Genomic DNA, 21739 nt, shown 5'->3' with positions numbered 1-21739 from the left:
GATGCGCTCAAAAAAAATCACACTTATTAGAAACAGACTGCGTAAAACCCTCTATCACAGTTTACGTACCAACGACGCAAGGCTGCCTTTGTTATTTGTTCATACCCCTAAAACCGGTGGAACGAGTTTTAGAATGGCGGCGGAAAGGTCTAAAAAATTTAAACACGTATTTTGTGATTACGGCGAAGACAACAATAAAACTACGCCAGTATTAAACCAACTTGGGTATAAGCTTGAAGGGAAAGAAAAAGAAATTGGCGCGTTCCTGAGCACACAAAAAGACTATATGCTCACCGGTCATTTTGGTGCTGATAAACACATGCATCACTTTTTCCCCTATCAAAGTGTGATCTTTATTAGAGACCCTGTTGACCGGGTTATTTCTGAGTATCATCACAAAACGCGACTGAATGAGTATTCGGGAAGCATAGAAGCCTTTATCAGAGAGCCTAGGTTCAAAAATGTTCAGTATCATCAGTTTGGCAGCCTGAATCCGGTGTATTGGGGGTTTGTTGGGTTATGCGAACAGTACAGGGAATCACTGTCGCTGATTAACATTCTGTTCAATCTTGATCTTCAACTACTTAGAGAAAATCAAAACCCAGGTAAATCACAACCAAAATACAAAGTCGACACAGCCCTGCGTGAATTAATTGTAGAAAACAATGCTAAAGATATGCAGATATACGGCCACTGCAAAGCGCTTCTCAGCTATCGTTTATCGAGTCAAAAACAGTGCGTTGATTGGCTATATGGCGGTTGGCGTTTCACTAAAACTAAAATTATAGGAAAAGCGTTCAAGGCGTTTTCAAATACGCCGGTGACGCTGGCGCTGCTCATCAACAATAAAGAAGTTGCTCAATGTAAGGCTGAACAACATAATCCCATTTCATGTAAAGGGGTCCGTCAGCCGTTGCAGGGGCATATTGGGTTTACCTTTAATTTGAACAAGCTTCCTGTGCTGAACGATGACGATAACGTAGAGGTGGTTTGCGCCCACTCGGGACAACACTTGTTCAGAATGGACTAAATCAATAAGCTGAGTAAAAAAGGGGCCTGACGCCCCTTTTTGATGTTTACAGAAGGCTGTGATTAGTCGCCACTGACTAAACCACGATTGCGCAGCAGAGCATCAGTGTTTGGCTCACGACCGCGAAAACCTGTGTAGGCCTCTAAATAGTCTAACGTGTCGCCGCGACTGTAGATAAAGTCATAAAGCTTCTTCGCAGTAGCTTCATCAAAGATGTCTCCAGCTTCAACAAATGCATCGAAACCATCTGCGTCAAGGATTTCAGACCACATGTAGGCATAATAGGCAGAGTGGTATCCACCTGCAAAAATGTGTCCGAAGTGTGTGCTGCGATGGCGCATGATAATTTCTTTGGGTTTGCCATACCCGTTAAGAATTTCTTCCTCAAAGGCTCTTACGTTAATGTCCTGCTGTTCAGTCAGCTTGTGATAAGCCATGTCGACTAATGCTGATGCGGTAAACTCAATCGTGGCAAAACCCTGATTGAATGTGCTGGCATCCTTAATGCGCTGCAAAAGCTCTGCTGGCATAGGTTCATTGGTTTGGTAATGACGCGCAAACTTTTCAAGAATATAAGGCTGAGCGATAAAGTGTTCATAGAGCTGTGCAGGGAACTCAACCCAATCGCGAGGTACACTGGTGCCAGCCAACGTTGGATAGGTAACATTGGAAAGCAAGCCGTGTAAAGCATGTCCAAACTCGTGAAACAGGGTCGTGGCATCTGAATAGGTCATGAGCGTAGGTTGACCGTCAGCAGGCTTGTTAAGGTTCATATTGTTGATGATGAGTGGTTTAACGTCACCAGCCAGTTTTTGCTGTGTGCGGAACGAGCTCATCCATGCGCCAGTGCGTTTAGTATCACGGGCGTAGTAGTCACCAAAGAACAGGCCTACAGAGTTTCCTGTAACGTCTTTGACTTCCCATACCCGAACAACTGGGTTGTATACGGGGATGTCTTTGCGCTCTTCAAAGGTTAACCCAAACAGACGCTCAGCAACGTAAAATTGAGCTTTTATCATGTTTTCCAATTCGAAGTACTGGGTCACTTCACTTTGGTCTAGGTTAAACTTGGCTTTGCGCACTTTTTCAGCGTAAAAACGCCAGTCCCAAGGCTCAAGTTCGTGTTCGACGCCTTCTTCAGCCATCACTTCTTTAATCCAAGTGCGCTCCTGATTGGCTTTTTCAACGGCAGGCTCCCAGACTTTCAGTAGAAGATCCATGGCTGCTTCTGGGGTCTTTGCCATAGTGTTAGACAAGACGTAGTCAGAGTGATGTTTATATCCTAGTAATTGGGCGCGCTCGATACGTAAATTAACAATTTCTGAAATAACTGCTTTGTTATCAAATTCATTGTCGTTGTCGCCACGCATTGCCCAACCTTTAAAGGCTTTCTCACGCAGATCCCGACGTTCTGAGAATTGTAAAAACGGCTCAACGCTTGAACGTTGTAAAGTGATTACATACTTACCTTCAAGGCCTCTTGAATTAGCCGCTGCAGCAGCTGCATCAATTTGACCTTGTGACAAACCGTCAAGATCACTCTCTTCCAATACCAAGGTAAATTCACGTGTGTCGTTTAACTGATTCTGGCTAAACTCTGTAGTTAGCGTTGAAATGCGCTCGTTGATTTCAGCAAGGCGAGCACGTTGCTTGGCATCAAGATTGGCTCCTGAGCGAATAAAACCATTGTATAATCGTTCAATTAAACGTACCTGCTCTGCATTGAGGTTGGCTTCTTCTCTGGTTTTATAAACGGTGTCAACGCGGTTAAACAAGGCTTCATTCATCTGAATTTGATTGCTATGCCGAGTTAACATCGGAGAAATGGTACGTTGTAGCTCCTGCATCTCTTTGTTTGATTCAGTGCTGGTAAGGTTGAAAAATACCCGCGATACTCTTTGTAGTTCTGCACCTGCCAATTCCATCTGATCAATGGTGTTTTCAAAAGTGGGATTGCTGTCGGCGTTCGCTATCTCATCGATTTGCGCCTTGTGCATCGCGATTGCTTTTTCAAAAGCCGGCAAAAAGTGCTCCGTTTTAATCAGTTCAAAAGGCGGCGCACCAAAGGGTGTATCCCAGTCCTGAAAGAAAGGATTGGCGTCAGCCACGACAGCCGGTTGCTCAGTGGCCGTGTTATCTTTTTGCTCTGCACTGGTGTCTTGTGCGGGTTTAGAACACCCCCCAATTAACAGTGCTAAAGCAACAGCACCTGCAGGGGCCCATTTATTCACATTATATGTGGGCATTTTTACTCCTATTAAAATAATTATAATGTCGTTAGGGGTCACCTTTTTTGGCATTTACTGCCAGGCTTCCCAGGATTTTTTTATTGTTTAAAACGCTAATGTTTCTTCGATTCGCTCTGCAAGGTTATCTGCGACTGCTTCGTTGTCAGTGATGAACTCTATTCGAGAATCTTTTGCAGAATCCAGTGAGGTTTCCCCTACCACGCCGTCAGCAATATTAAAGCTGAAGACACCCTCTTCGGTAATAACCACGGCTTTCAACCTGTCTACCTGAAGCTCTGTAAACAATGAGCGGCAAGTTTGATAGTCAAGCCATCGCTCTGGTGAGCATATCCATCCGCGCGAATAAAACCCTTCGCCTTGGTTTCTTACACTGATAACGCCTTTAGTCGGTGCTTCTACCGAGCTGGATGCGTGCACATCAGCATGTGTGTGGCCATGAGTGTGTTGTTTTTCGGCTTCTTGTTGCGCTAAAAAGCCAGCGGCGATTGCAGAAGGATTGTGCAATATACTTGGGTCGATAATACCTTTTTCGGCCCGTTTTAATGGGGTAGACCGAACACCCTGCTCATCGAGATAAGTACTGATTTCTAGGTCCAAATCATGAAGGTACAAGTCTGATTTAGTTAGGACAATACAATCAGCAATTTGGATTTGTTCAGCAAAGACAGGGTGCTGACGCCATTTAGTGTCATTGAGCTTCCTGGCATCCAACAAGGTTAGGGTTGCTTGGATATCTAACACTCCCTTATATTCATCACGGCAAAGGGTTTGCAATACCTCAGTGGGATGTCCCAGTCCAGTTGGTTCAATGATAAGGCGATCAGGCTTTGCTTCAGTTAACAGCAAATTAAGGGCGATTTGCATAGGTAGCCCTGATGTACAGCACATGCAGCCGCCTGGTACCTCCTTTATATAGATATCCTGTTGTCCGCCTTGACTGACTAGCAACGCGCCGTCTATCCCCACCTCACCAAATTCATTCACGAGCACGGCCCACCGTTCTGAATGGGGTTTATTACTGAGAAGGTGTTGAATAAGCGTGGTTTTTCCGACGCCCAGTGCGCCGGTAATGATATTTGTTGGAATATTTTGTAGAAGCATTTGCCAGTGTTTGCTTATAGAGCCGATTGGGCAAATTCAGTTACAATCGCGCAGTGATCGCTCAACATGGCATCAACCTCCATATTCTTGAACGTTGCTACCATCGGTTTAAAGGACCAGACCGTTTCTGGCATATTACCAGCAAAAATCAAATCGATGGGAGCAGGATAATAGGGGTGACATCCGATGGTTTCCGCATGTGTGTTGATGAGGCTGTTACGGTTGCCGTTGTCATCGCGAAGTATTTGCCGTGTAAGGTGGTTATATGGTGCCGTCAAACGGTGATTAAAATCACCCAGGATCATATAGGGCTTGCCGGTGGCTTCCTGGTCGTCAATCCACTGGTCCAAAATGGGGGCTTGCTTGGCAAATGTCTCGCAGGACTCTCTGTCGCTGCGAGAGTAATTGTCAACAAAGCACCCACTTTTCAAATGAACGTTAAGCAACGTGTACTGGTTGCTATTGTCTGATACCTGAATTTGTAAACCGTAGCGCAAACCTTCCCGTTCAAGCCCAAAGTCGGCTAACCCTTTAACACTGTCTAGACTCAGATCCTTGCGCACCGCAAAGGCGACTTTTTGTTGTGTAGATGGATTCCCATTGTCACGACACTCAAAAGGCTCATTGTCTTTTCTGGTCGACATGACGATGTGCCAGTCTCGTTCTGGAAACAATAAGTTAACGGCCTCTTTTGACCCTACTTCTTGCAGGCCAACAATGTCAGCGTGAAGATTATCTGCATAGGCCTTCATGTCAGCGATTTCTTGTTCTGTTCTCGGTCGGCATCCGCGGTCAATCGGGTAAGCGAGATGTTCTACATTCCACGTGGCGACCCGTAAACTGTTGGGCGCTTTTTGCGTGTCAGCGGCGCTCGAGCCTGAGACAAAAAACAGACTAATCAGGCTTGCGATTGTTGCTGTATGCTTAGACATTCTTAACATCTTATTGTAGCTCCTACGACAAAACGCCTGCTGGGGCCAACAAGCGGTTTATCAAAAAATGTAGCGGTAATTGGGTTACTTCTTTCCTAAATGAACTGTACCAGAAGGGATCACATCTGGTGTACATTCGTCGACAATTTTCACACGTTCAACGCTAACCAGTTAAACCAATATCCTTGATAAATTGAAGGGCTAGAAGCCCAATGGAATACCGATGGCAAAAAAGCCCACCAATAACGCCGTCCAAAAAATCAAAAATGCGATGGAATAAGGCAACATCATAATGATCATGTCGCCAAAGCTGAGGTCAGGCTTGTATTTGCGCATGAAGGCTAAGATAACCCCGGCATACGCCATCATGGGTGTAATAATATTGGTTGAAGAGTCGGCAACACGATATGCAGCGGCAACTAAATCCGGGGTCATCAACGGGTTTACTTGATACAACATAGGGATAAATATAGGGCCTAACAGCATCCACTTTGAGGTCAGCCCGCCAACGATCAAGTTGATAAATGCTGTGGTAAAAACAAAACCGATAATCAGCAGTACGGGAAACTCCTGAAGTCCCAGAGCGGTTAAGAAACTTGCGCCCAAATAGGTGATGTATGTGCCTAAGCCGGAGTAACCCAGCAAGCCCAAAAAGTTATAGCAGAAAAAGGTTAAAACAAGGATATAACCCATGGTATTCATTTGCGCGACCATGGCTTGTACAACATCCATTAGGCTCTTAAATTTTCCACTCGCATAACCAAATGCAACACCCACTACTGTGAAGACAATAGTGATCAAAATGATGACGTTATTTAAAAAGGGTTTAACGGTGGATCCTGCCTCATTCGTGTAGGGAGCAAGAGGTCCAATGGAGAGGCCGATAACGATGGCGAGTGAAACTAAAAGCCCCCAAAAAGCGGCCTTCAACCCCTTTTGCTCTTCGGGTTTCACGGAAAAATCAGACAAGTGTAAATCATCAGGTACCTGATAAGACATGGTTTCCAGTCTGGGGGCCACATAACGTTTCGTGACCCAGCCACCAATCCCCACCAGCATAAAGGTCGAGACAAAAATGAAGTAGTAGTGCATGGTTGCTGGTGTTAGCGTTTGCCCTTCGGCGCTTGTAAAGGGCACACCTTGCGCTTCAGCGAAGACTTTTGCATTGAGACCGATGATTACATCTACTGGCGTTGCGGGTAGTAAATTAGCACTAAATCCTGCTGAAACTCCGGCAAATGCCGCAGCCATTCCAATCAGCGGGTTTTTGCCTAGACCGGCATACAGGAGGCCCGCCAATGGGATCAAAATTAGATACCCTGCATCCGTAGCGATAGAACTCATGATGCCCAAAAAAATGAGCGCAGGCGGTAAAAAACGGGCGCTTAAGTGGGTACCCAGTTTCTTCACAATGGTAGACAAGAGGCCAGAATTTTCTGCCACACCTACACCGAGCATAACAACCAATATCACACCCAAAATGCCATTACCAAAGCCCAGCCAGTTTTGCAGAATCGCATTGTCAAACAGCCAAATAACATTTTCTGTGGCACTCATATCCTTGATGGTGTGCACAATAGGGCTGCCGTCAGCACCCGTTGTTTCAAATGTTAACCCCCCCACAAAGGCAGTTAACACAAATGCTATGACCAGGAACCACATAAATATGATCACGGGGTCGGGTATCTTTTTGCCAATTTTCTCAATAATTACAATGGCTTTACTTTGCGTGGGCGTTGTCTTTTCTGTCATTTTTCTAATTCTTTTATAAATTTCATATCGCGCCATCCATGATTAGTCGGCACGTTTTTTCTGTATGGGTAAAGGGTCGCATGGGTGATATCACGCGAAATATCCACATGAAACTCAATAAATGCGTCCGAAGCGGCGTTTTGGTTGTCCCAACGAATCAGGTATATGTTGTCCTGAAATGGCTCTAGAGTACCCTTCAATGTTGGCATTTTCTCAAATGCAATGCGCAAAGTATCATCACTTTGCACTATGGTGAGCCCACCAAACCAATTGTCAGTGTATTGTCCCATTACAGCGTCGTCGTTAATGGACATCGCAAGCAGCGGTTCTGGCTTGGCTGAAAGGTGTTGGTATTTCTCCTCCTGCTCCTGTTGAAACTCCTCGTATGCTTCAACCCAGTCTCGTATTGGTGCTGGATGCGTAAACATCTTTGTGATGGTTTGCATGACAGCGCCCCGTGCGCCGTAATTTGAGCCGTTATTGAGTACAACTGCACCCAGCTTCAGCTCAGGAATAATCACCACATAGGCTTGGTAGCCTGACAACGTGCCAGTATGAGAGATGTGTCTATACTCGCCGTGATTAGAAATACGCCAGCCTAAGCCATATCCGCGAAAATGCGTGCCATCCCAGGCAATGTCAGTATCATCAATGCTTAGTATGGTATGTGGGCGCCATGCTTTTTCTAACTGCTGTTCACTAAAAGGTAAGGTTTCTGGGGACAGCAAAGCGCTTAACCATTTCGTCATTTGATCTGCTGAACACACCATGCCTCCAGCTGCTGCAGACATCTGGGCCGGACCTGAGATAGCGTTGCGCGGAATAGGATAGAAGGTATTCTCACTTGAGAAACCATATGGCGTGGCGCTGTTGCTTACAACGCTCTTTGGTACCTCTCCTGTAAAACAGTTCATTCCCATTGCTGAAAACAGTCGGTTGTTGACAAACTGCTCGAAGGGCATGCCACTGACTTTTTCAATGAGTTCACCTGCCGTGATATACAGTACGTTGCTGTATCCGTATTGTTGTTGGTAGGCAGCCACGGGTGTTAGAAAGCGCAGTTTTTCTATAACTTCTTGGCGCGTAAAACCACCCGGCTCTGGCCAAATCATGCTGTCCCCAGCGCCACCGGGAAGCCCTGAGTTGTGTGTTAGTAGGTCTTCTATCCTAAAATGCGCCGTGGCGTAATCATCTTTGAGACGAAACTGTGGTAAGTAATCTATAACACGATCTGACCATGCGAGCTTACCTTCGTCTACTAAGATAGACAAAGCTGCTGCAGTAAACGCTTTGCTGGTAGAGGCCAGACGAAAATAGGTATTTGGCGTGACCGCTCGATTGCTCTCAATATCTGCCAGGCCAAAGCCTTTGTTGTAAATCACCTCGCCATTGTGCACAACAGCAACAGCCATACCTGGTGTTTCGAATGTTGCCAGGCTGTCCGTGATAGTTTTATCTAAAAAGGCGGCATTCCACTGATTTGCCAGGGCTAGCGGCGACTGCAATAGTAGGATAAAGAAAAATGTTCGAATTAAAGGAATAGGCATAGTGGGTCTGTTATTTGGCTTTTTTATTTTTCAAGCTACTCTATAGTAAGTCTTACCAAAAAACACCCTACTGGGGCAAGTCAACGTTAGAAAAGCAACATTCATGACCATAGATACGTTAACACAACTGAGCATTACGCTTTCTAATACTAGGTTGGCACCGTCGGATCAGCTCAAGCAAATCTGTCTGTCGGTGGAAGGCATGATAACTGGCGCAGACAGAGTGAGCCTATGGAAATTTACTCACGACAAGTCCGCTATTGAATGCATTGCTCTGTTTGATCAGGGAACATTTTCACTCCCGGAAAACCTTGTTTTAACTCGTGACGCTTTTCCTGAATATTTTGCTGCTATATTGCAGTCTGACTTTGTTCGCGCTTCTGACGCTCGACACCATCCAGACACTCGCTGCTTCAACACCGGCTACTTTGACAAGTTGGACATCTACTCTTTACTTGACTACGTATTCCATCACGAATTTGCTCCTTTCGGCATTATTTGCTGCGAGAGTGTGGGCCGGCAAGTTGAGTGGATGGATAACGATCTTGATTGCTTAAAACGAACGGCACGTATAGTGTCTGTATTCTCATACATGGATAAGTTGTAACAGCCTTAATGGGACATTAAACCTTTGAGTTTTTGCCATTCATTGAGTTTTTGTGGCTCGATGGCGCGCTCACCAAACATCGCTTTATCAAGAAAATGAACCTTGCCGTCTTTGGCAAGCATCGCGTACACGTTATGGTGTTTGTCTACGATACGAACAACGACATTTTGTGGTGGAAGTTTTTCTGAAAATTTCGGCATAGTGTGCATCCTTGTTCAATTGCTCTTATTATTGTGTATGCTATTGGTTAAAAAGTAAACAGTCCGTATTGCTCTCTACGTAATCAGGGGTTTACGTAGACTAATCATTTGTTCAAGCAAACACAGACACAAGGCTCGCGCCATCTAAGCGCTGTATTAAACTTTAAACTTATCAGTCTCTACTTTCAGTGATTCAGAGTATTCCAGCAGCGATTCTGTCTGTTGTTGAGCCTGTCTGGCCACCAACGCTGTCTTTTGTGTTTTATCTGAAATTTCATCCAGGCTCGCGTCTATAGCTTCAGCGGCAGCGAGTTGCTGCGTAGAATCGGCAGCGATAGTTTTACTTTTTTCTGCCACTTCGGTAATGGCATCCAGTAATCCATCAATAGCCGCTGATGCACTTGTGGAACGCTCTACAACTGCGCCACTTGCATTTACACTACTATTAACCGAAGACAGAGCTTGTTGCGCGGCTCTATCCAAGTTTTCAATTAGGTTGTGAATTTCTTTTGTACTTTCCGATGTTCTGCTTGCCAGTTGCCTGACTTCATCTGCAACTACTGCAAAGCCTCTCCCCTGCTCACCAGCTCTTGCAGCCTCTATAGCTGCATTTAATGCCAGCAAGTTTGTTTGTTCTGCTACACCCTGAATAACAGTCAAGACGCCTTCAATACTGGATACTTCTGAGGCAAGCTGCTTAACCGAATCACCCGCGGAGTGAATATTCTGCTCCAGTTGCTGAATAGCGTCGGTCGCATTGTGAGTGAGTGCTTTCGCTTCGTTTCCTGACTTTTCTGCATTGGCCAGTTTTTGGGTGGAATCATTGATGCTTTCAGCGGTATTTTTGAGTCCTATCGTGATTTGACCCACAGCAGTCGATGCTGAACGCGTGTCATTTTCCAGCGAAGAGGTAAGGTGATCTAACTCCACCGACTGTTGTTCAGTATCGCTAACCTGTGAAGCTAGCGATTGACTGACCGAAAGGATTTCCTGTACGACAACTTTCAGCGCCGTTTTCATGTACGTTAAAGAACCGGCGATACTTTCCCGCGGATAGTTGTCTTTGGACGAGGTTAAATCACCCGAGGAGACATCAGACACTATGCTTACCACTTCTTTGACCTCTGCGCCCAAAGAGCCAGCAAGTGTTTTACCAAAGCGGTAAATGGTAGCGGCAATAATAAAGGTGAGTACCAACGATACAGACAATAACCATATTGCAGTAGACCAGTACCTGTCGTTTGATTCTTTGAAACTAATACCTGTACCTACGTACCAGCCCCAGACATCTGATTTTTGAGCAACTGACTTAAGCCCCACGACTTCGCCGTCTCGTTCTGACGTCCAATCGTAAGTCACCATTTCCCCTGGGTTACGCTGTGTTACACGCGCGACAATTTGGCCGATACTCGCACCATTGGCATCTTTAAAGTCATTGAAGCTGGTGCCGTGAAGTTGCGGATCGTGAGGCGCTGCAATGAAATTCAATTTTTCATCGGTTACATAAACATATTCAGAAGGGTGATATTTATTTTCGATCAGTAGCTTGGTTGCAATTTGTTTCGCTTCTGCTTCAGTCAGTTCACCTTGCTGTGCTAGCTGCTCCAGCGCGGAAATTGTGGTAAATGCACTTTTAAAAATTTGTTCAATACGGGCGAAATTGTCTTTCTCACTGGCCGTTTTCAGTACTTGTAGCCCTGTGAAGGAAATTGCAAACAAGGATGCAGCAATAAAAATGTTCAAAGCAAGAATCTTGTGCTGAAGTTTCATACGTCAATGTCCGTTATTCAAGTAAGTTATTACGATTAACAGAAAACCGGTCGCGCTTATTTAAGCCGCTCAGTCCTATTTATTATTTCTGCACCGGCCTTATGACATTAACATAATTTTAACGTTGTTGAATGCTCAAAGATTCCAAGCTAGGCTGAGTGTGTATTGAGGAATAAGCGATTTAATTACAGCGCAGGTAAATGAAAGAAATTACGAAGCAACAGTGTAAAAATTGTGGAGAAAGTCTGATCGGACCCTATTGCAGCGCTTGTGGTGAAAAAGTCCTAAATGATAAAGACAAAACGCTGTTGGCTTTTTGCGGTATGGTGTTTGAGGAACTTACCTCTGTTGATTCGCGTTTTTGGCATACCGTTCGTACCTTGTTAACGACGCCAGGTCAAATTAGCCACGATCAAATGATAGGAAAGCGTATGAGTTATATGCGCCCTATCACTCTGTTTTTTGTTATCAACGTCATTTACTTCTTATTTCCCTTATTTGAAGCATTCAACACGTCATTGCAAACTCAGCTGCAACTCCCATACGCAGAGTGGATTTCTATGCAAGAAAGAATCGATGAGAAATCGTTGACGATGCATGTATCGAATGAGGTGTTTAATATGAAATTTGATCAGTCCTCTAATGCTAACAGCAAACTTATGATTATCTTGATGGTACCTCTGCTAGCGCCATTTTTTGCTTTAGTAGGTATACATCGCCGACATGGCATGCTACATCATGTTAACTTGTCACTCGAATACACCCTATTCACCTTGCTGGTTAATACGGTGATATTAGGATATGTGATTCACGGAATTGCTTGGGGTATCAACAAACTTGGCTTCAGCGCAGCATTTATCAATGAAGTCACTATCAGTGCTGTCGCAGCCGTTATCGCCTTTCTCTTTTTACTGCTGGCCACGAGACGTTTTTATCACTTCGGATTATGGCGAGCAGCAATTTGTTCATTGTTTCTCGTTGCTGCTACGTCTTTCACCCTGTTTTTATATCGGCTTATTCTGTTTGAAGTGACCATGCTCTCGATCTAGTGAGTAGGCTCTTGGCATGCAACTATACATGGACTAGGTCACGTTGATATCTATGGCCTGCGGATCATTTTGCGCTTTGGTCAGTACAACAGCAATAGACTTAGATGTGGGTGTACTGGAGTGATCCCCTATGCTGTCTATTGGCACTAAGGGATTAGTCTCTGGATAATAAGCTGCCAGATTACCCCTGGGGATGTCGTAAAACACCAGTGTAAAACCAGTGACTTGCCGGGTGATATTGTCATGCCAAATGGAGGTGATAGTCACTTTGTCTGACGCGTTCAATTTGAGTCGCTTTGCGTCAGTTTCATTGATAAAGAGTACCTTTCGATTACCCTGAATACCTCTATATCTATCGTTCAGACCATAAACTGTGGTGTTATACTGATCATGTGAACGCATACTTTGCAGCGTAAAAACGGGCGACTTTTGTTTTGCAATTTTTTCGCGAACAATGAGAGGGTAGACTGATTCAGGTAAAGGGTTGACGCTAAACATCGCCTTTTTTGTATCAGTAAGCCATTTACACTGCGCTGCACTATTGCCCAAATAGAAACCGCCAGGTTGCTCGATTTTTTTATTAAAGTCGCTAAATCCAAACACAGTGTCTGCAATAAGACTTCGGATACGCTGATTATCAGAGGCGATGTGTTGCCAGTTTATAGGAGCGTTACCTAAGGTTGCATTCGCAATTCCTGCAACAATGGCGACCTCTGATAGTAGGTGCTTACTTACTGGTTTGGATTTTCCCTGAGAAGCATGCACCATACTAAAGGTGTCTTCTACAGTGATTTTTTGTTCTCCGCGAGGTGTTTTGTCAATTTCAGTCCGTCCAAGACAAGGCAAAATCAATGCACACTCAGATACTTGCAAATGGCTGCGGTTGAGTTTAGTGCTGATTTGTACATTTAATTCGGCGCTGGCTAGTGCCTTGTGAGTAAAGGTGCTATCAGAGACGGCCGCTGCAATATTGCCACCTAAACAAATGATTACCTTACTGTGTTTCTTGTGCAGAGCGTGAATGGCCTGATAAACGTTGTGCCCAGGCTGAGTGGGGAATGGCTGCGAAAATCTGGCTTTGAGCTTATCAATGAAATCAGCGGGTGGCTGCTCATTGATACCCATGGTTCGATTTCCTTGCACATTACTGTGCCCCCTAACGGGGCAAAGACCTGCTCCTTGTCGACCAATTTGACCGAATAGCAAATGCAGATTGACAATTTCTCTGATAGTGGCCACAGAGTGTTTATGTTGTGTGATGCCCATCGCCCAGGTGCTAATAACATTTTTACCGCCAGCAAAAAGTTGCGCGGCTTTTGCGATCTCGTCCCTGTGCAGACCGGATTGGTCAAATATGTGTGACCAATCCGTTGCTTTCACCTGAGCAATATAGTCGTCTATTCCCTGAGTATGTTGCTCTATAAAAGCAAGATCACAGGGAGTTTCTTGTTCGAGTAGATATTTCACCATGCCTCTTACTACAGCCATGTCTCCGCCCAGCTTAGGAGAAAAATAGGCGTGGCTGATGGTGGTGGCTGCGTCTGTTAGCAGCTCTGATGGCACCTGAGGGCTAGCGAAGCGCTGCAGACCAACTTCTTTTAAGTTGTTAAACGCAATAATTTTGCACCCTCGGCGCGATGCTTTTCTCAATGTATTCAACATGCGTGGGTGGTTGCTTCCAGGATTTTGCCCAAAGACAAAAATGCAATCAGCATGGTCAAAATCTGCAAGAGTAACAGTGCCTTTGCCCACACCAATGGATTGTTTAAGTGCTACACCACTTGCTTCGTGACACATATTAGAGCAATCGGGAAAGTTATTTGTACCAAATGTTCTGCCAAACAACTGATATAAAAACGCCACTTCATTGCTGGCGCGCCCTGAGGTGTAAAATTCTGCTTCATCAGGTGTATTGAGGGCATTGAGTTTCTTGCCAATCAATGCAAAAGCGTCATCCCACGTGATTGGCTCATAGTGGTCAGTACTTTTATTATATTTTAAGGGTTCCGACAGCCTGCCCTGATATTCGAGCCAATAATCATTCTGTCGATTAAGGTAGCTCACTGAGTGCTTGGCAAAAAATTCAGCGCCAATTGTCTTGTTTGTTGCTTCCCATGCAATGGCCTTAGCGCCATTCTCACAAAATTGAAATACGCCTTCGGCACTATCTCCCCAGGCACATCCAGGGCAGTCAAATCCGTTGTCTTTGTTAACCCTGAGCAGATTTTTTACATTGTCTTTTACTTTACGGCTTTCTACCAATCGCGCCAGGGTGGAGGTTACAGAGGGGAAACCGCCGGCTCTTTTTGCTTTTTTGTTTATTGCCATTTAGTGTGCCTCCGCTATTTGATAAGGCCTATCCACCTTGGGAATGTGAAACAGATGCAGGTTGTGCTCACGTGCGGTGTCTACGGCTAACTGAGTTGGTGAAGCTAGCGTGATCAAACTAACAACTCCACATAGAATGGCTTTTTGAACAATTTCGACACTGCATCTGCTGGTGACTAACAAGTTCGCCGTCTCTGGTGACCAACCTTGTTTAAGTGCGTATCCAACAAGTTTATCAACCGCATTGTGTCTGCCAATGTCTTCCCTGCAGGCCAGGATATTGGCTTCCTCATTAATCCAAAATGCCGCATGCATGGCGCCACTGTACTGCGCGCGTTGTTGCCAATGCGGAAGCTGATCTTTCAATGCTTCGATATCAGCAATCGACAGGCATTTTCGCGTGGGAAGGAGCGGTAGCTCTGGAAAGGCTTCATCAATAGCAGTTTTACCGCACAGGCCACAACCTGACGTTCCCCGTAATTGACGCTGCCTGATACGCAAGCTTTCAAGCTGACGATTAGCTAGTGTTACATCAACCACTATGCCTTTGGGCACGGGCGTTATTTGCACATCATGGATTTGATTCTTATTACTAATCACGCCTTCTGATAGTAACAAACCATAGACAAAATCGTCTAAATCATAGGGGCTTGCAAGCATAACGACAAAGCTGATGCCGTTAAGCGCAATGGCAATGGGTGTTTCGTTTACCAGTTGCCTTTTGGTAATTAATTTGTGGTCGGGCGAATTGATTAAAGTTGTCCTTAGAAATAACGGGATAATAATAGCCTGCTCTATTACACAGCGTAATCTTAAGATAAGTAATCTGCCAGAATTCTGTTACCTCGTCCCATGCTTCAAAAACATTACACTGTTCGTTTTGATAAAAAGCAGAAGGCCTTTCATTTATTAGCAAATATCGAATGGAGTTGTCTATACTTCAAACGATGATAAGTGTAGGCGGTACATCGCAATGGTCCGTTTTGTTTATTTAATATTAATGCTAATCCTGCCGAATGCCTGTGCGTCTGCTGCGCCGCCCAAAACAGTCAAAGTTTGCATGATGGACTCTGAACTTTTTCCTTTATGGAGAAAGCCAGGTCAAGAAGACAAAATTAACCCGGGAATTAATATTGAGCTACAAAAGCAAATAATGGATGCCGTTAAATTGCAAATAGAGTGGGTCAGAGCCCCTTTTCCTCGCTGTCTCGTTATGCTCCGACACAATGAGGTTGATTTGTTTAACGCGGCAAGTTATAGCCCAGACAGAGAGCTCTATGGCGTATATCCAAAAGATAATGGACAAATCGATATAACCAAGAGATTAAAAACCGATAGTTATTATGCCTATGTCAGAAGAAAAGCTTCACTAACATGGAGCAGCGACAACTTCGTACCAAGTCCATCAAAACCCATAGCCATTGAAATTGGCGCATCAATTCGCAGTAAGCTCAACGATTTAAACATTCCTATTTATGAGGTGAGCCGTGTTGAACAGGCTTTTGGAATGTTGGAGAAAGGCAGAGTGAGTGCGGTGGTCACTAATCAATTTAATGGTTATATCTATCAGTCTGACGATATCATTGAGCTCAACCCTGCGGTACAAAGTAAATTCTATTACTTGATTAGCTCCCATCAATTTAATAATGAATATCCAGTGTTAATGCGACAGATATGGTCGCAATCTGAACAAGTAAGAAAAGAGTCATTTAAACGCCTGCTTGATAAATATGCTGGTTTGACGAGTTGGCATGAAAACTAGTGTTTCATCATATGACGCCTTTAAACTACTCTTTGCCCAACTAAGTTGGGTTCATCATCACAAGGGCGGAGTAAGCGTTCCGTTGTGTAAAAACTATCGAATGTATGGGCGACTATTGCTCCCCCCATTCGGGGATGAGAATGCCAGCTACCTCCTAACATTTAATTCGTTTACTAGAGCGTTAGAATTCATTGAACTTTGGAGATTCAAACCCATAATAATAGTATCGGAATGCGAGTTTGGCTCATGAAACTGTATCTCATTTTCTTTTTATTTGTTTTCCTTGGTCAGCTTGGTTTTAATGCTTTGGCGGAAGATGTTGCTAGCCAAGGCTACATTCTCGAACACTGCGATACGCCTTTAACGACTATCGATGATAATAGTGACGATGAGCCTCTCGTGTCAGTTTTTTGTCTGACAACATCGTTCTACTCAACCCTTCCCTCGGCACTTGTTGAGCACTTTGTTGCGAAAACAGACTGTCAACCTTCAATTAGGGGCCCACCCCGATTCCTCAAGAACCTAACTTTTTAACAAACTTGAGGAAAGATAAATGAAAGAGCTAAAACTAAACCAGATAGGTGATATCCGGGCTTTTGTGACACCGTCTGAGTTTTCTGAACTAACACTAAAGTCTTCTGCATTACTTTTTTTTACTGACTTCAGCAAAGTCAGGCCACTTATTATCGAGTCAGGCGTTTCTGCACTTGAAACGATACATTTGATGAAAAAAGCACATGTAAAACTAAAACTTGTAGTTGATGAGAATGAACAACTTGTGGGTATTGTCAGTGCTGATGACTTAATCGAAAGAAAATTCGTGCAAAAGCTGGGTGATGGTACCAAACGACACGAACTTTCAATTAGTGATTTTATGACACCAAGAGAAAAACTAACGGTGTTGGAATTTAGTGACGTTGAAAAAGCGAATATTGGCGCTGTGATTGGAACCCTACGAAACTCTGGCAAACAACATTGTTTGGTTATTGACTCTGATAAGAAGGTGATAAGAGGGTTGTTTTCTGTGAGTGATATTTCAAGAAAGTTGAAAGTAGATATAGATATTTTAGACCAACCTAGCTTTGCCAAACTCGCTAACAGCTTGGAATAGCCTGCCATAAAAAGAGCAAGGCTGACTCTCTTCAGCTTTGCTCAAAAAAAACTGAATGCGGCAACGCCGCTTTGAATAGACAGACCGATTATCGAAGGTACAAGTAATATGCAGGAAATACTTTACAACTTTGCAGCATCACGCATGGCTGATCAGCTAATGCTGTATTTTTTACTCACTTCACATCTTTGCATGATGTTGAATTTATCCAAATGGCAAAAACCGCGAGGAGATAAAACTACTTTCGCAGTAGCTAGTACATTGTCCGCACTGAGCACAGTAGGGACCATCCAATTAATGGGTTTTCAATCCGTATTGCTCAAACATGAAATTGGCATGTTAATGGCGATTGCGCTTAGTGTGCTGTTTACATTTTCTATCCCTCGGCTTAGACAGATAAGTTAATCAGGAACGACGAAATCTTGCGGCCTGCAACACTCTCTATGGAAATATACTATGAGACACTGTTGCAGGCTTTGTTTATTTGACGCCTTATGATTTTTTTGTCATTGATATCCGATTCCGTTAGCGCACATATATATTTTTCTAATCTTAAGTTTTTCCTAAGTTTTGATGTTTACAGTAAGGTCATAACTTACGTGGAAGAACTAAGATGCAGTTATCTCTAAACCGTAATCCCGATACAGTAAAAACTACTAAAACGTGTATCTACAACGTATTGTCATTTCCTTTCGACAGACATCAAAACTTGTCCAAAAAGTTCCACTATGACATTGACTTGTACCCCAAGTCTCATGCGGAACGCGCGGTCACTGAAGCCTTTATCGTTAATGGGTTCAACAGTGCGTATGGAGCAGAAATTTCTATAACTATGCCCCTTTTGGTGGCAATTAAAAAAGGTACTTTCAGCGCCGCATTAGGCTTACGGTTTGCATCAGCACCATTATTTGTCGAGCAGTACTTAGACAAATCAGTCGATGAGGTCCTTTATCAAACCACTGCTGAAGCACCAAGAAAACAGATTGTTGAAGTAGGTCACCTTTACAGTAGTCATGCCAGGTTCGCACTTCCTCTACTACTCTCAACAGGGATTTCACTTTTTTCTATTGGCCAAAAAACCATCGTGTTTTGTGCGACGAATCACGTAAGAAAGCTAATATCAGGTGCTGGTATACCGCTTGTAGTGCTGTGTTCAGCAGAACAACAAAAACTTACAGATACTCACGAAAAATGGGGACGTTACTATGAAACCACTCCTCAGGTTATTGCGATTTCAACGTCCGACATTATGCGGGCTGTTGTTACAAGTAACCTCTATCTAGAGCTGTTTCGAACAATGAGTACACGCATACAGTTATTGTCGAGTCAGCTTGCTATGGGGTTGTCATGAACAGCTATTTGGCGAAGTTGAAAGAAGTGCCAGGAGCAAGTGTTGCACTTATTTGCGGGCAATCTCAGCTTACTTACACAGAGTTGCTTAGCAAAGTAAACCAGTTCTCAAACTGGTTACTTGATAAACGTGTTCGTTCGCTTGCCTTACTGGCACAAAATTCAATTGAGTGGGTCATTGTTGATCTGGCTTGCCAGCAAGCGGGCATATTACTAACGCCTGTGCCGTTGTTCTTTAGCGAAGACCAAGTTAACCGTGTTTTAGCGTCGGTCAAGCCCGATCTAATACTGAGTGATACAAAATTAGGCTTTACACTCACATGTATCTCATCTGACTTGAATCTCAATGTGTACCAACTACCACAACGAGTGTTTGCTGATGTGCCAAGTCAGACTGCAAAAGTCACTTATACATCTGGCTCATCGGGTGCCCCCAAAGGCGTGTGCTTGAGCTTGAATAATCAGTGGTGTGTGGCGTCTTCTCTGGTTGACGTAATCAACATTTCTTGCCCCAAGCACTTGTGTCTACTTCCTTTACCGACCTTGTTAGAAAACATTGCGGGTGTTTATTCACCTTTACTTGCAGGTGGAACAGTTATATTGCCGAGTGACGATGAGAGGGGCTTCAGTGGTAGCAGCTTAACGCAACCTCACAAATTACTTGCATGTATTACCAGATACCAACCTACCACCTTGATTTGTGTTCCCGAATTATTACAAGTTCTTGTAAGTGCGTGTAGTAAAGGTTGGTCGCCACCTCAAAGCTTAACCTTTATTGCTGTTGGTGGAAGCAAAGTTTCTCCGCGCTTATTGCAAAAAGCGAAGGCATTTGGGCTACCTGTTTATCAGGGATATGGATTATCTGAGTGTGCATCTGTGGTCAGCCTGTGTAACTCCTTAGATGATAATAGAAGTTGTGGGGCAGTATTACCTCACCTTTCTTTGGAGGTTATAAACGAAGAAATAATTGTCAATGGCAATGCGTTTTTAGGCTATTTGGAAGACCGTGCAAGTTGGGGAATACAACGGATTGAAACGGGTGATCTGGGAAGTCTTGAAAATGGAAAGCTACAAATTCATGGGCGAAGAAAAAATACCATAATTACTTCTTATGGACGTAATGTGTCACCAGAATGGGTAGAGGCAGAATTACTTGCTACAGGTGCATTCATACAAGCCGTTGTGTTGGGTGATGCTAAACCGTTCTGTACTGCAATTTTGGTTCCTGCCAATCCAACTGCATCTGAAAAACAATTGAGTGCGATAGTCGAGAGCGTGAATATTACTCTGCCTGATTACGCCAGAGTGCAAAGGCCTATCATCCTGTGTTCACTCATGACCCCACAGCAAGGCTTGTATACAGACAATATGCGCCCCAAGCGGACGCAAATTCATCACCATTTTTTAAAAAAAATTGAAGAGGTTTATTCACTTTAGGGTGAAAAGGAGTATATCAATATGAATTTATACCAACGATTACTAAATGAAACCTGTGAACAGCGCGACTACTTACTGAGCGCACCTATCATAGAGCGCTGCTTTAGAGGTGAAATCGCCATTGCTGATTATGTTGCATTTCTTACTCAGGCATATCATCACGTCAAGCATACAGTGCCTTTATTGATGGCAGTAGGAGCAAGACTTCCTGAGCAAAAAGAATGGCTCAGGGAGGCGGTAGCTGAATATATTGAAGAAGAAATCGGTCATCAGGAATGGGTATTAAATGACATAGAAGCATGTGGGTTTGACAAAGAGGCAGCCCGTAACAGCACCCCCAACTTTGCTACAGAATTGATGGTTTCTTACGCATACGACCTAGTTAATCGCGTTAATCCACTTGGCTTTTTCGGTATGGTTCACGTGCTTGAAGGCACGAGCATTGCGATGGCAGACAACGCGGCTAAGAGCATTCAGACTACGCTTGGTCTTCCCAAACAGGCCTTTAGCTATCTTACTTCACATGGTGCATTGGATATTGAACACGTTCAATTTTTCCAAGACTTAATGGCAAAGATAACCTGTTTAGATGAGCAGGACGTTATCGTTGATTCAGCGAAAAAGTTCTATGTGCTTTATGGCGATATCTTTAGAACGTTAAACAGTGCACCTTCCTATCCTAAGGCAGCCTAAGGTGGTCATGATGAAAACATGTTTAGTCACAGGGGCATCTGGAGGCATAGGCCAAGCAATTGCTGAAGCCCTTTATAAACAAGGCTGCAGGGTGTTATTGCAAGGCAGGAACGTTAGCAAACTCAGCCTGTTAAAACAGAAACTAGGCGAACGCGCTGACATGCTAGTCGGCGACATTAATCTTCAATCAGATCGCGAGACCATTCTGGAAAAACTTCGCTCTTACGAAAGCATAGACCTACTGGTCAATGCAGCAGGTGTCTCGGAATTTGCGGCATTTGAAAGCTTGCAAGAGTCAAGGGTTGCCGAACTTGTCACCACTAACTTGCTCTCTCCTATCCTGTTTATCCAAGCATTTGTAAAAATGCAAAGCAATAGTAAAAGTAGTCAGCAAATTACCATAGTGAACGTTGGTTCAGCATTTGGTTACATCGGCTATCCGGGATTTTCAGTGTATGCGGCGAGTAAATTTGGTTTACGTGGGTTTACAGAAAGCTTGCGCCGTGAATTTTCGGATTCCCGCTTTTCGTTCGCTTATTTTGCTCCTCGGGCAACGCAAACAGAAATCAATTCTTCACAAGTTAATAATTTAAACAAAGCGTTGGGAAATGCCGTGGACTCGCCCTTTTTTGTAGCCGAGCAATTTATACAGTTTCTAAAAAAACACAAAGGTGAGGCCACCATTGGCTGGCCTGAAAAGCTATTTATTCGAGTGAATAATCTATTACCTGCTGTTGTTGATTCAGCAATTAAATCGAAATTACCGGTTATTAAGCAATTCATGAGTGCAAAGCCCGCTCATGTTAAATGAGGAAGAATTT

20 protein-coding genes are annotated in these 21739 nt (G+C 44.0%); 11 read left to right on the top strand and 9 right to left on the bottom strand.

The genetic code is table 11. The features are described 5' to 3' along the window. The first annotated feature begins 1 nt into the window (after position 1). On the top strand, positions 2 to 1030 hold the full coding sequence (locus DRW07_RS11155) for a sulfotransferase family 2 domain-containing protein (RefSeq protein ID WP_124027992.1): 1029 nt from the start codon (positions 2 to 4) through the stop codon (positions 1028 to 1030). 62 nt (positions 1031 to 1092) lie between these two features. Here DRW07_RS11155 and DRW07_RS11150 read toward each other — a convergent pair whose 3' ends face one another. The 5 genes from DRW07_RS11150 to DRW07_RS11130 all read right to left on the bottom strand — a co-directional run bounded on the left by DRW07_RS11150 (position 1093) and on the right by DRW07_RS11130 (position 8611). Continuing rightward, a complete protein-coding gene (locus tag DRW07_RS11150) occupies positions 1093 to 3276 on the bottom strand; it encodes a M3 family metallopeptidase (RefSeq protein WP_124027991.1) in 2184 nt (727 codons plus the stop codon). An 87-nt stretch (positions 3277 to 3363) separates the two neighbouring features. Beyond that, complete coding sequence (locus DRW07_RS11145; RefSeq protein WP_124027990.1) at positions 3364 to 4380, bottom strand: CobW family GTP-binding protein; 1017 nt, start codon at positions 4378 to 4380, stop codon at positions 3364 to 3366. Between the two features lie 14 nt (positions 4381 to 4394). Next, positions 4395 to 5312, bottom strand: coding sequence for an endonuclease/exonuclease/phosphatase family protein (locus tag DRW07_RS11140; protein WP_165870478.1), 918 nt, complete (start codon positions 5310 to 5312; stop codon positions 4395 to 4397). Positions 5313 to 5513: 201 nt separating this feature from the next. Further along, positions 5514 to 7064: an AbgT family transporter gene (locus DRW07_RS11135; protein ID WP_124027988.1), complete on the bottom strand. Its 1551-nt coding sequence runs from the start codon at positions 7062 to 7064 to the stop codon at positions 5514 to 5516. After that, positions 7061 to 8611 carry a serine hydrolase gene (locus DRW07_RS11130; protein WP_124027987.1) on the bottom strand — a complete coding sequence of 517 codons (1551 nt, stop codon included), beginning with the start codon at positions 8609 to 8611 and terminating at the stop codon, positions 7061 to 7063. Before DRW07_RS11130 ends, DRW07_RS11135 begins: the two co-directional genes overlap by 4 nt. A 103-nt stretch (positions 8612 to 8714) precedes the next feature. On the opposite strand from DRW07_RS11130, the gene DRW07_RS11125 reads away from it, so the two are divergent. Beyond that, positions 8715 to 9218 (top strand): hypothetical protein, encoded by a 504-nt coding sequence (locus DRW07_RS11125; RefSeq protein ID WP_124027986.1) that lies wholly within the window; start codon positions 8715 to 8717, stop codon positions 9216 to 9218. A 5-nt stretch (positions 9219 to 9223) separates the two neighbouring features. On the opposite strand, the gene DRW07_RS11120 is transcribed toward DRW07_RS11125, so the two are convergent. Beyond that, entirely contained in the window at positions 9224 to 9418 is a 195-nt protein-coding gene (locus DRW07_RS11120; RefSeq protein WP_124027985.1) for a hypothetical protein, read from the bottom strand. A gap of 156 nt (positions 9419 to 9574) precedes the next feature. Further along, positions 9575 to 11188, bottom strand: a complete 1614-nt coding sequence (locus DRW07_RS11115) for a methyl-accepting chemotaxis protein (protein WP_124027984.1) — start codon at positions 11186 to 11188, stop codon at positions 9575 to 9577. Positions 11189 to 11388: 200 nt separating this feature from the next. On the opposite strand from DRW07_RS11115, the gene DRW07_RS11110 reads away from it, so the two are divergent. Beyond that, a complete protein-coding gene (locus DRW07_RS11110) occupies positions 11389 to 12237 on the top strand; it encodes a DUF3667 domain-containing protein (RefSeq protein ID WP_124027983.1) in 849 nt (282 codons plus the stop codon). A 33-nt stretch (positions 12238 to 12270) separates the two neighbouring features. On the opposite strand, the gene DRW07_RS11105 is transcribed toward DRW07_RS11110, so the two are convergent. Both DRW07_RS11105 and fdhD read right to left on the bottom strand, forming a co-directional pair. After that, a complete protein-coding gene (locus DRW07_RS11105) occupies positions 12271 to 14565 on the bottom strand; it encodes an FdhF/YdeP family oxidoreductase (protein ID WP_124027982.1) in 2295 nt (764 codons plus the stop codon). After that, positions 14566 to 15279 (bottom strand): formate dehydrogenase accessory sulfurtransferase FdhD, encoded by a 714-nt coding sequence (fdhD, locus tag DRW07_RS11100; protein ID WP_276310716.1) that lies wholly within the window; start codon positions 15277 to 15279, stop codon positions 14566 to 14568. It abuts the gene before it with no gap. Between the two features lie 259 nt (positions 15280 to 15538). Here fdhD and DRW07_RS11095 point away from each other — a divergent pair, with 259 nt between their 5' ends. The 8 genes from DRW07_RS11095 (at position 15539) to DRW07_RS11060 (ending at position 21729) form a co-directional block, all read left to right on the top strand. Beyond that, a complete protein-coding gene (locus tag DRW07_RS11095; RefSeq protein ID WP_124027980.1) occupies positions 15539 to 16327 on the top strand; it encodes a substrate-binding periplasmic protein in 789 nt (262 codons plus the stop codon). A gap of 246 nt (positions 16328 to 16573) precedes the next feature. Continuing rightward, entirely contained in the window at positions 16574 to 16861 is a 288-nt protein-coding gene (locus DRW07_RS11090; RefSeq protein WP_124027979.1) for a hypothetical protein, read from the top strand. Positions 16862 to 16880: 19 nt separating this feature from the next. Further along, entirely contained in the window at positions 16881 to 17438 is a 558-nt protein-coding gene (locus DRW07_RS11085) for a CBS domain-containing protein (protein ID WP_124027978.1), read from the top strand. Between the two features lie 108 nt (positions 17439 to 17546). Then, complete coding sequence (locus DRW07_RS11080; RefSeq protein ID WP_124027977.1) at positions 17547 to 17843, top strand: hypothetical protein; 297 nt, start codon at positions 17547 to 17549, stop codon at positions 17841 to 17843. A gap of 208 nt (positions 17844 to 18051) precedes the next feature. Then, positions 18052 to 18789 (top strand): thermostable hemolysin, encoded by a 738-nt coding sequence (locus DRW07_RS11075; RefSeq protein ID WP_124027976.1) that lies wholly within the window; start codon positions 18052 to 18054, stop codon positions 18787 to 18789. Continuing rightward, complete coding sequence (locus tag DRW07_RS11070) at positions 18786 to 20225, top strand: AMP-binding protein (protein ID WP_124027975.1); 1440 nt, start codon at positions 18786 to 18788, stop codon at positions 20223 to 20225. The genes DRW07_RS11075 and DRW07_RS11070 overlap by 4 nt, the downstream gene beginning before the upstream one ends. Positions 20226 to 20246: 21 nt before the next feature. Then, positions 20247 to 20918, top strand: a complete 672-nt coding sequence (locus tag DRW07_RS11065; protein ID WP_124027974.1) for an iron-containing redox enzyme family protein — start codon at positions 20247 to 20249, stop codon at positions 20916 to 20918. A 7-nt stretch (positions 20919 to 20925) separates the two neighbouring features. Then, positions 20926 to 21729: an SDR family oxidoreductase gene (locus tag DRW07_RS11060; RefSeq protein WP_124027973.1), complete on the top strand. Its 804-nt coding sequence runs from the start codon at positions 20926 to 20928 to the stop codon at positions 21727 to 21729. Positions 21730 to 21739 lie beyond the last annotated feature (10 nt).

It is taken from the genome of Paralteromonas sediminis, from assembly GCF_003820355.1.
Taxonomy (GTDB): Bacteria; Pseudomonadota; Gammaproteobacteria; order Enterobacterales; family Alteromonadaceae; genus Alteromonas_F; species Alteromonas_F sediminis.
The sequence above is the reverse complement of the archived record's forward strand: the minus strand, read 5'-3'. Positions and strand labels throughout refer to the sequence as shown.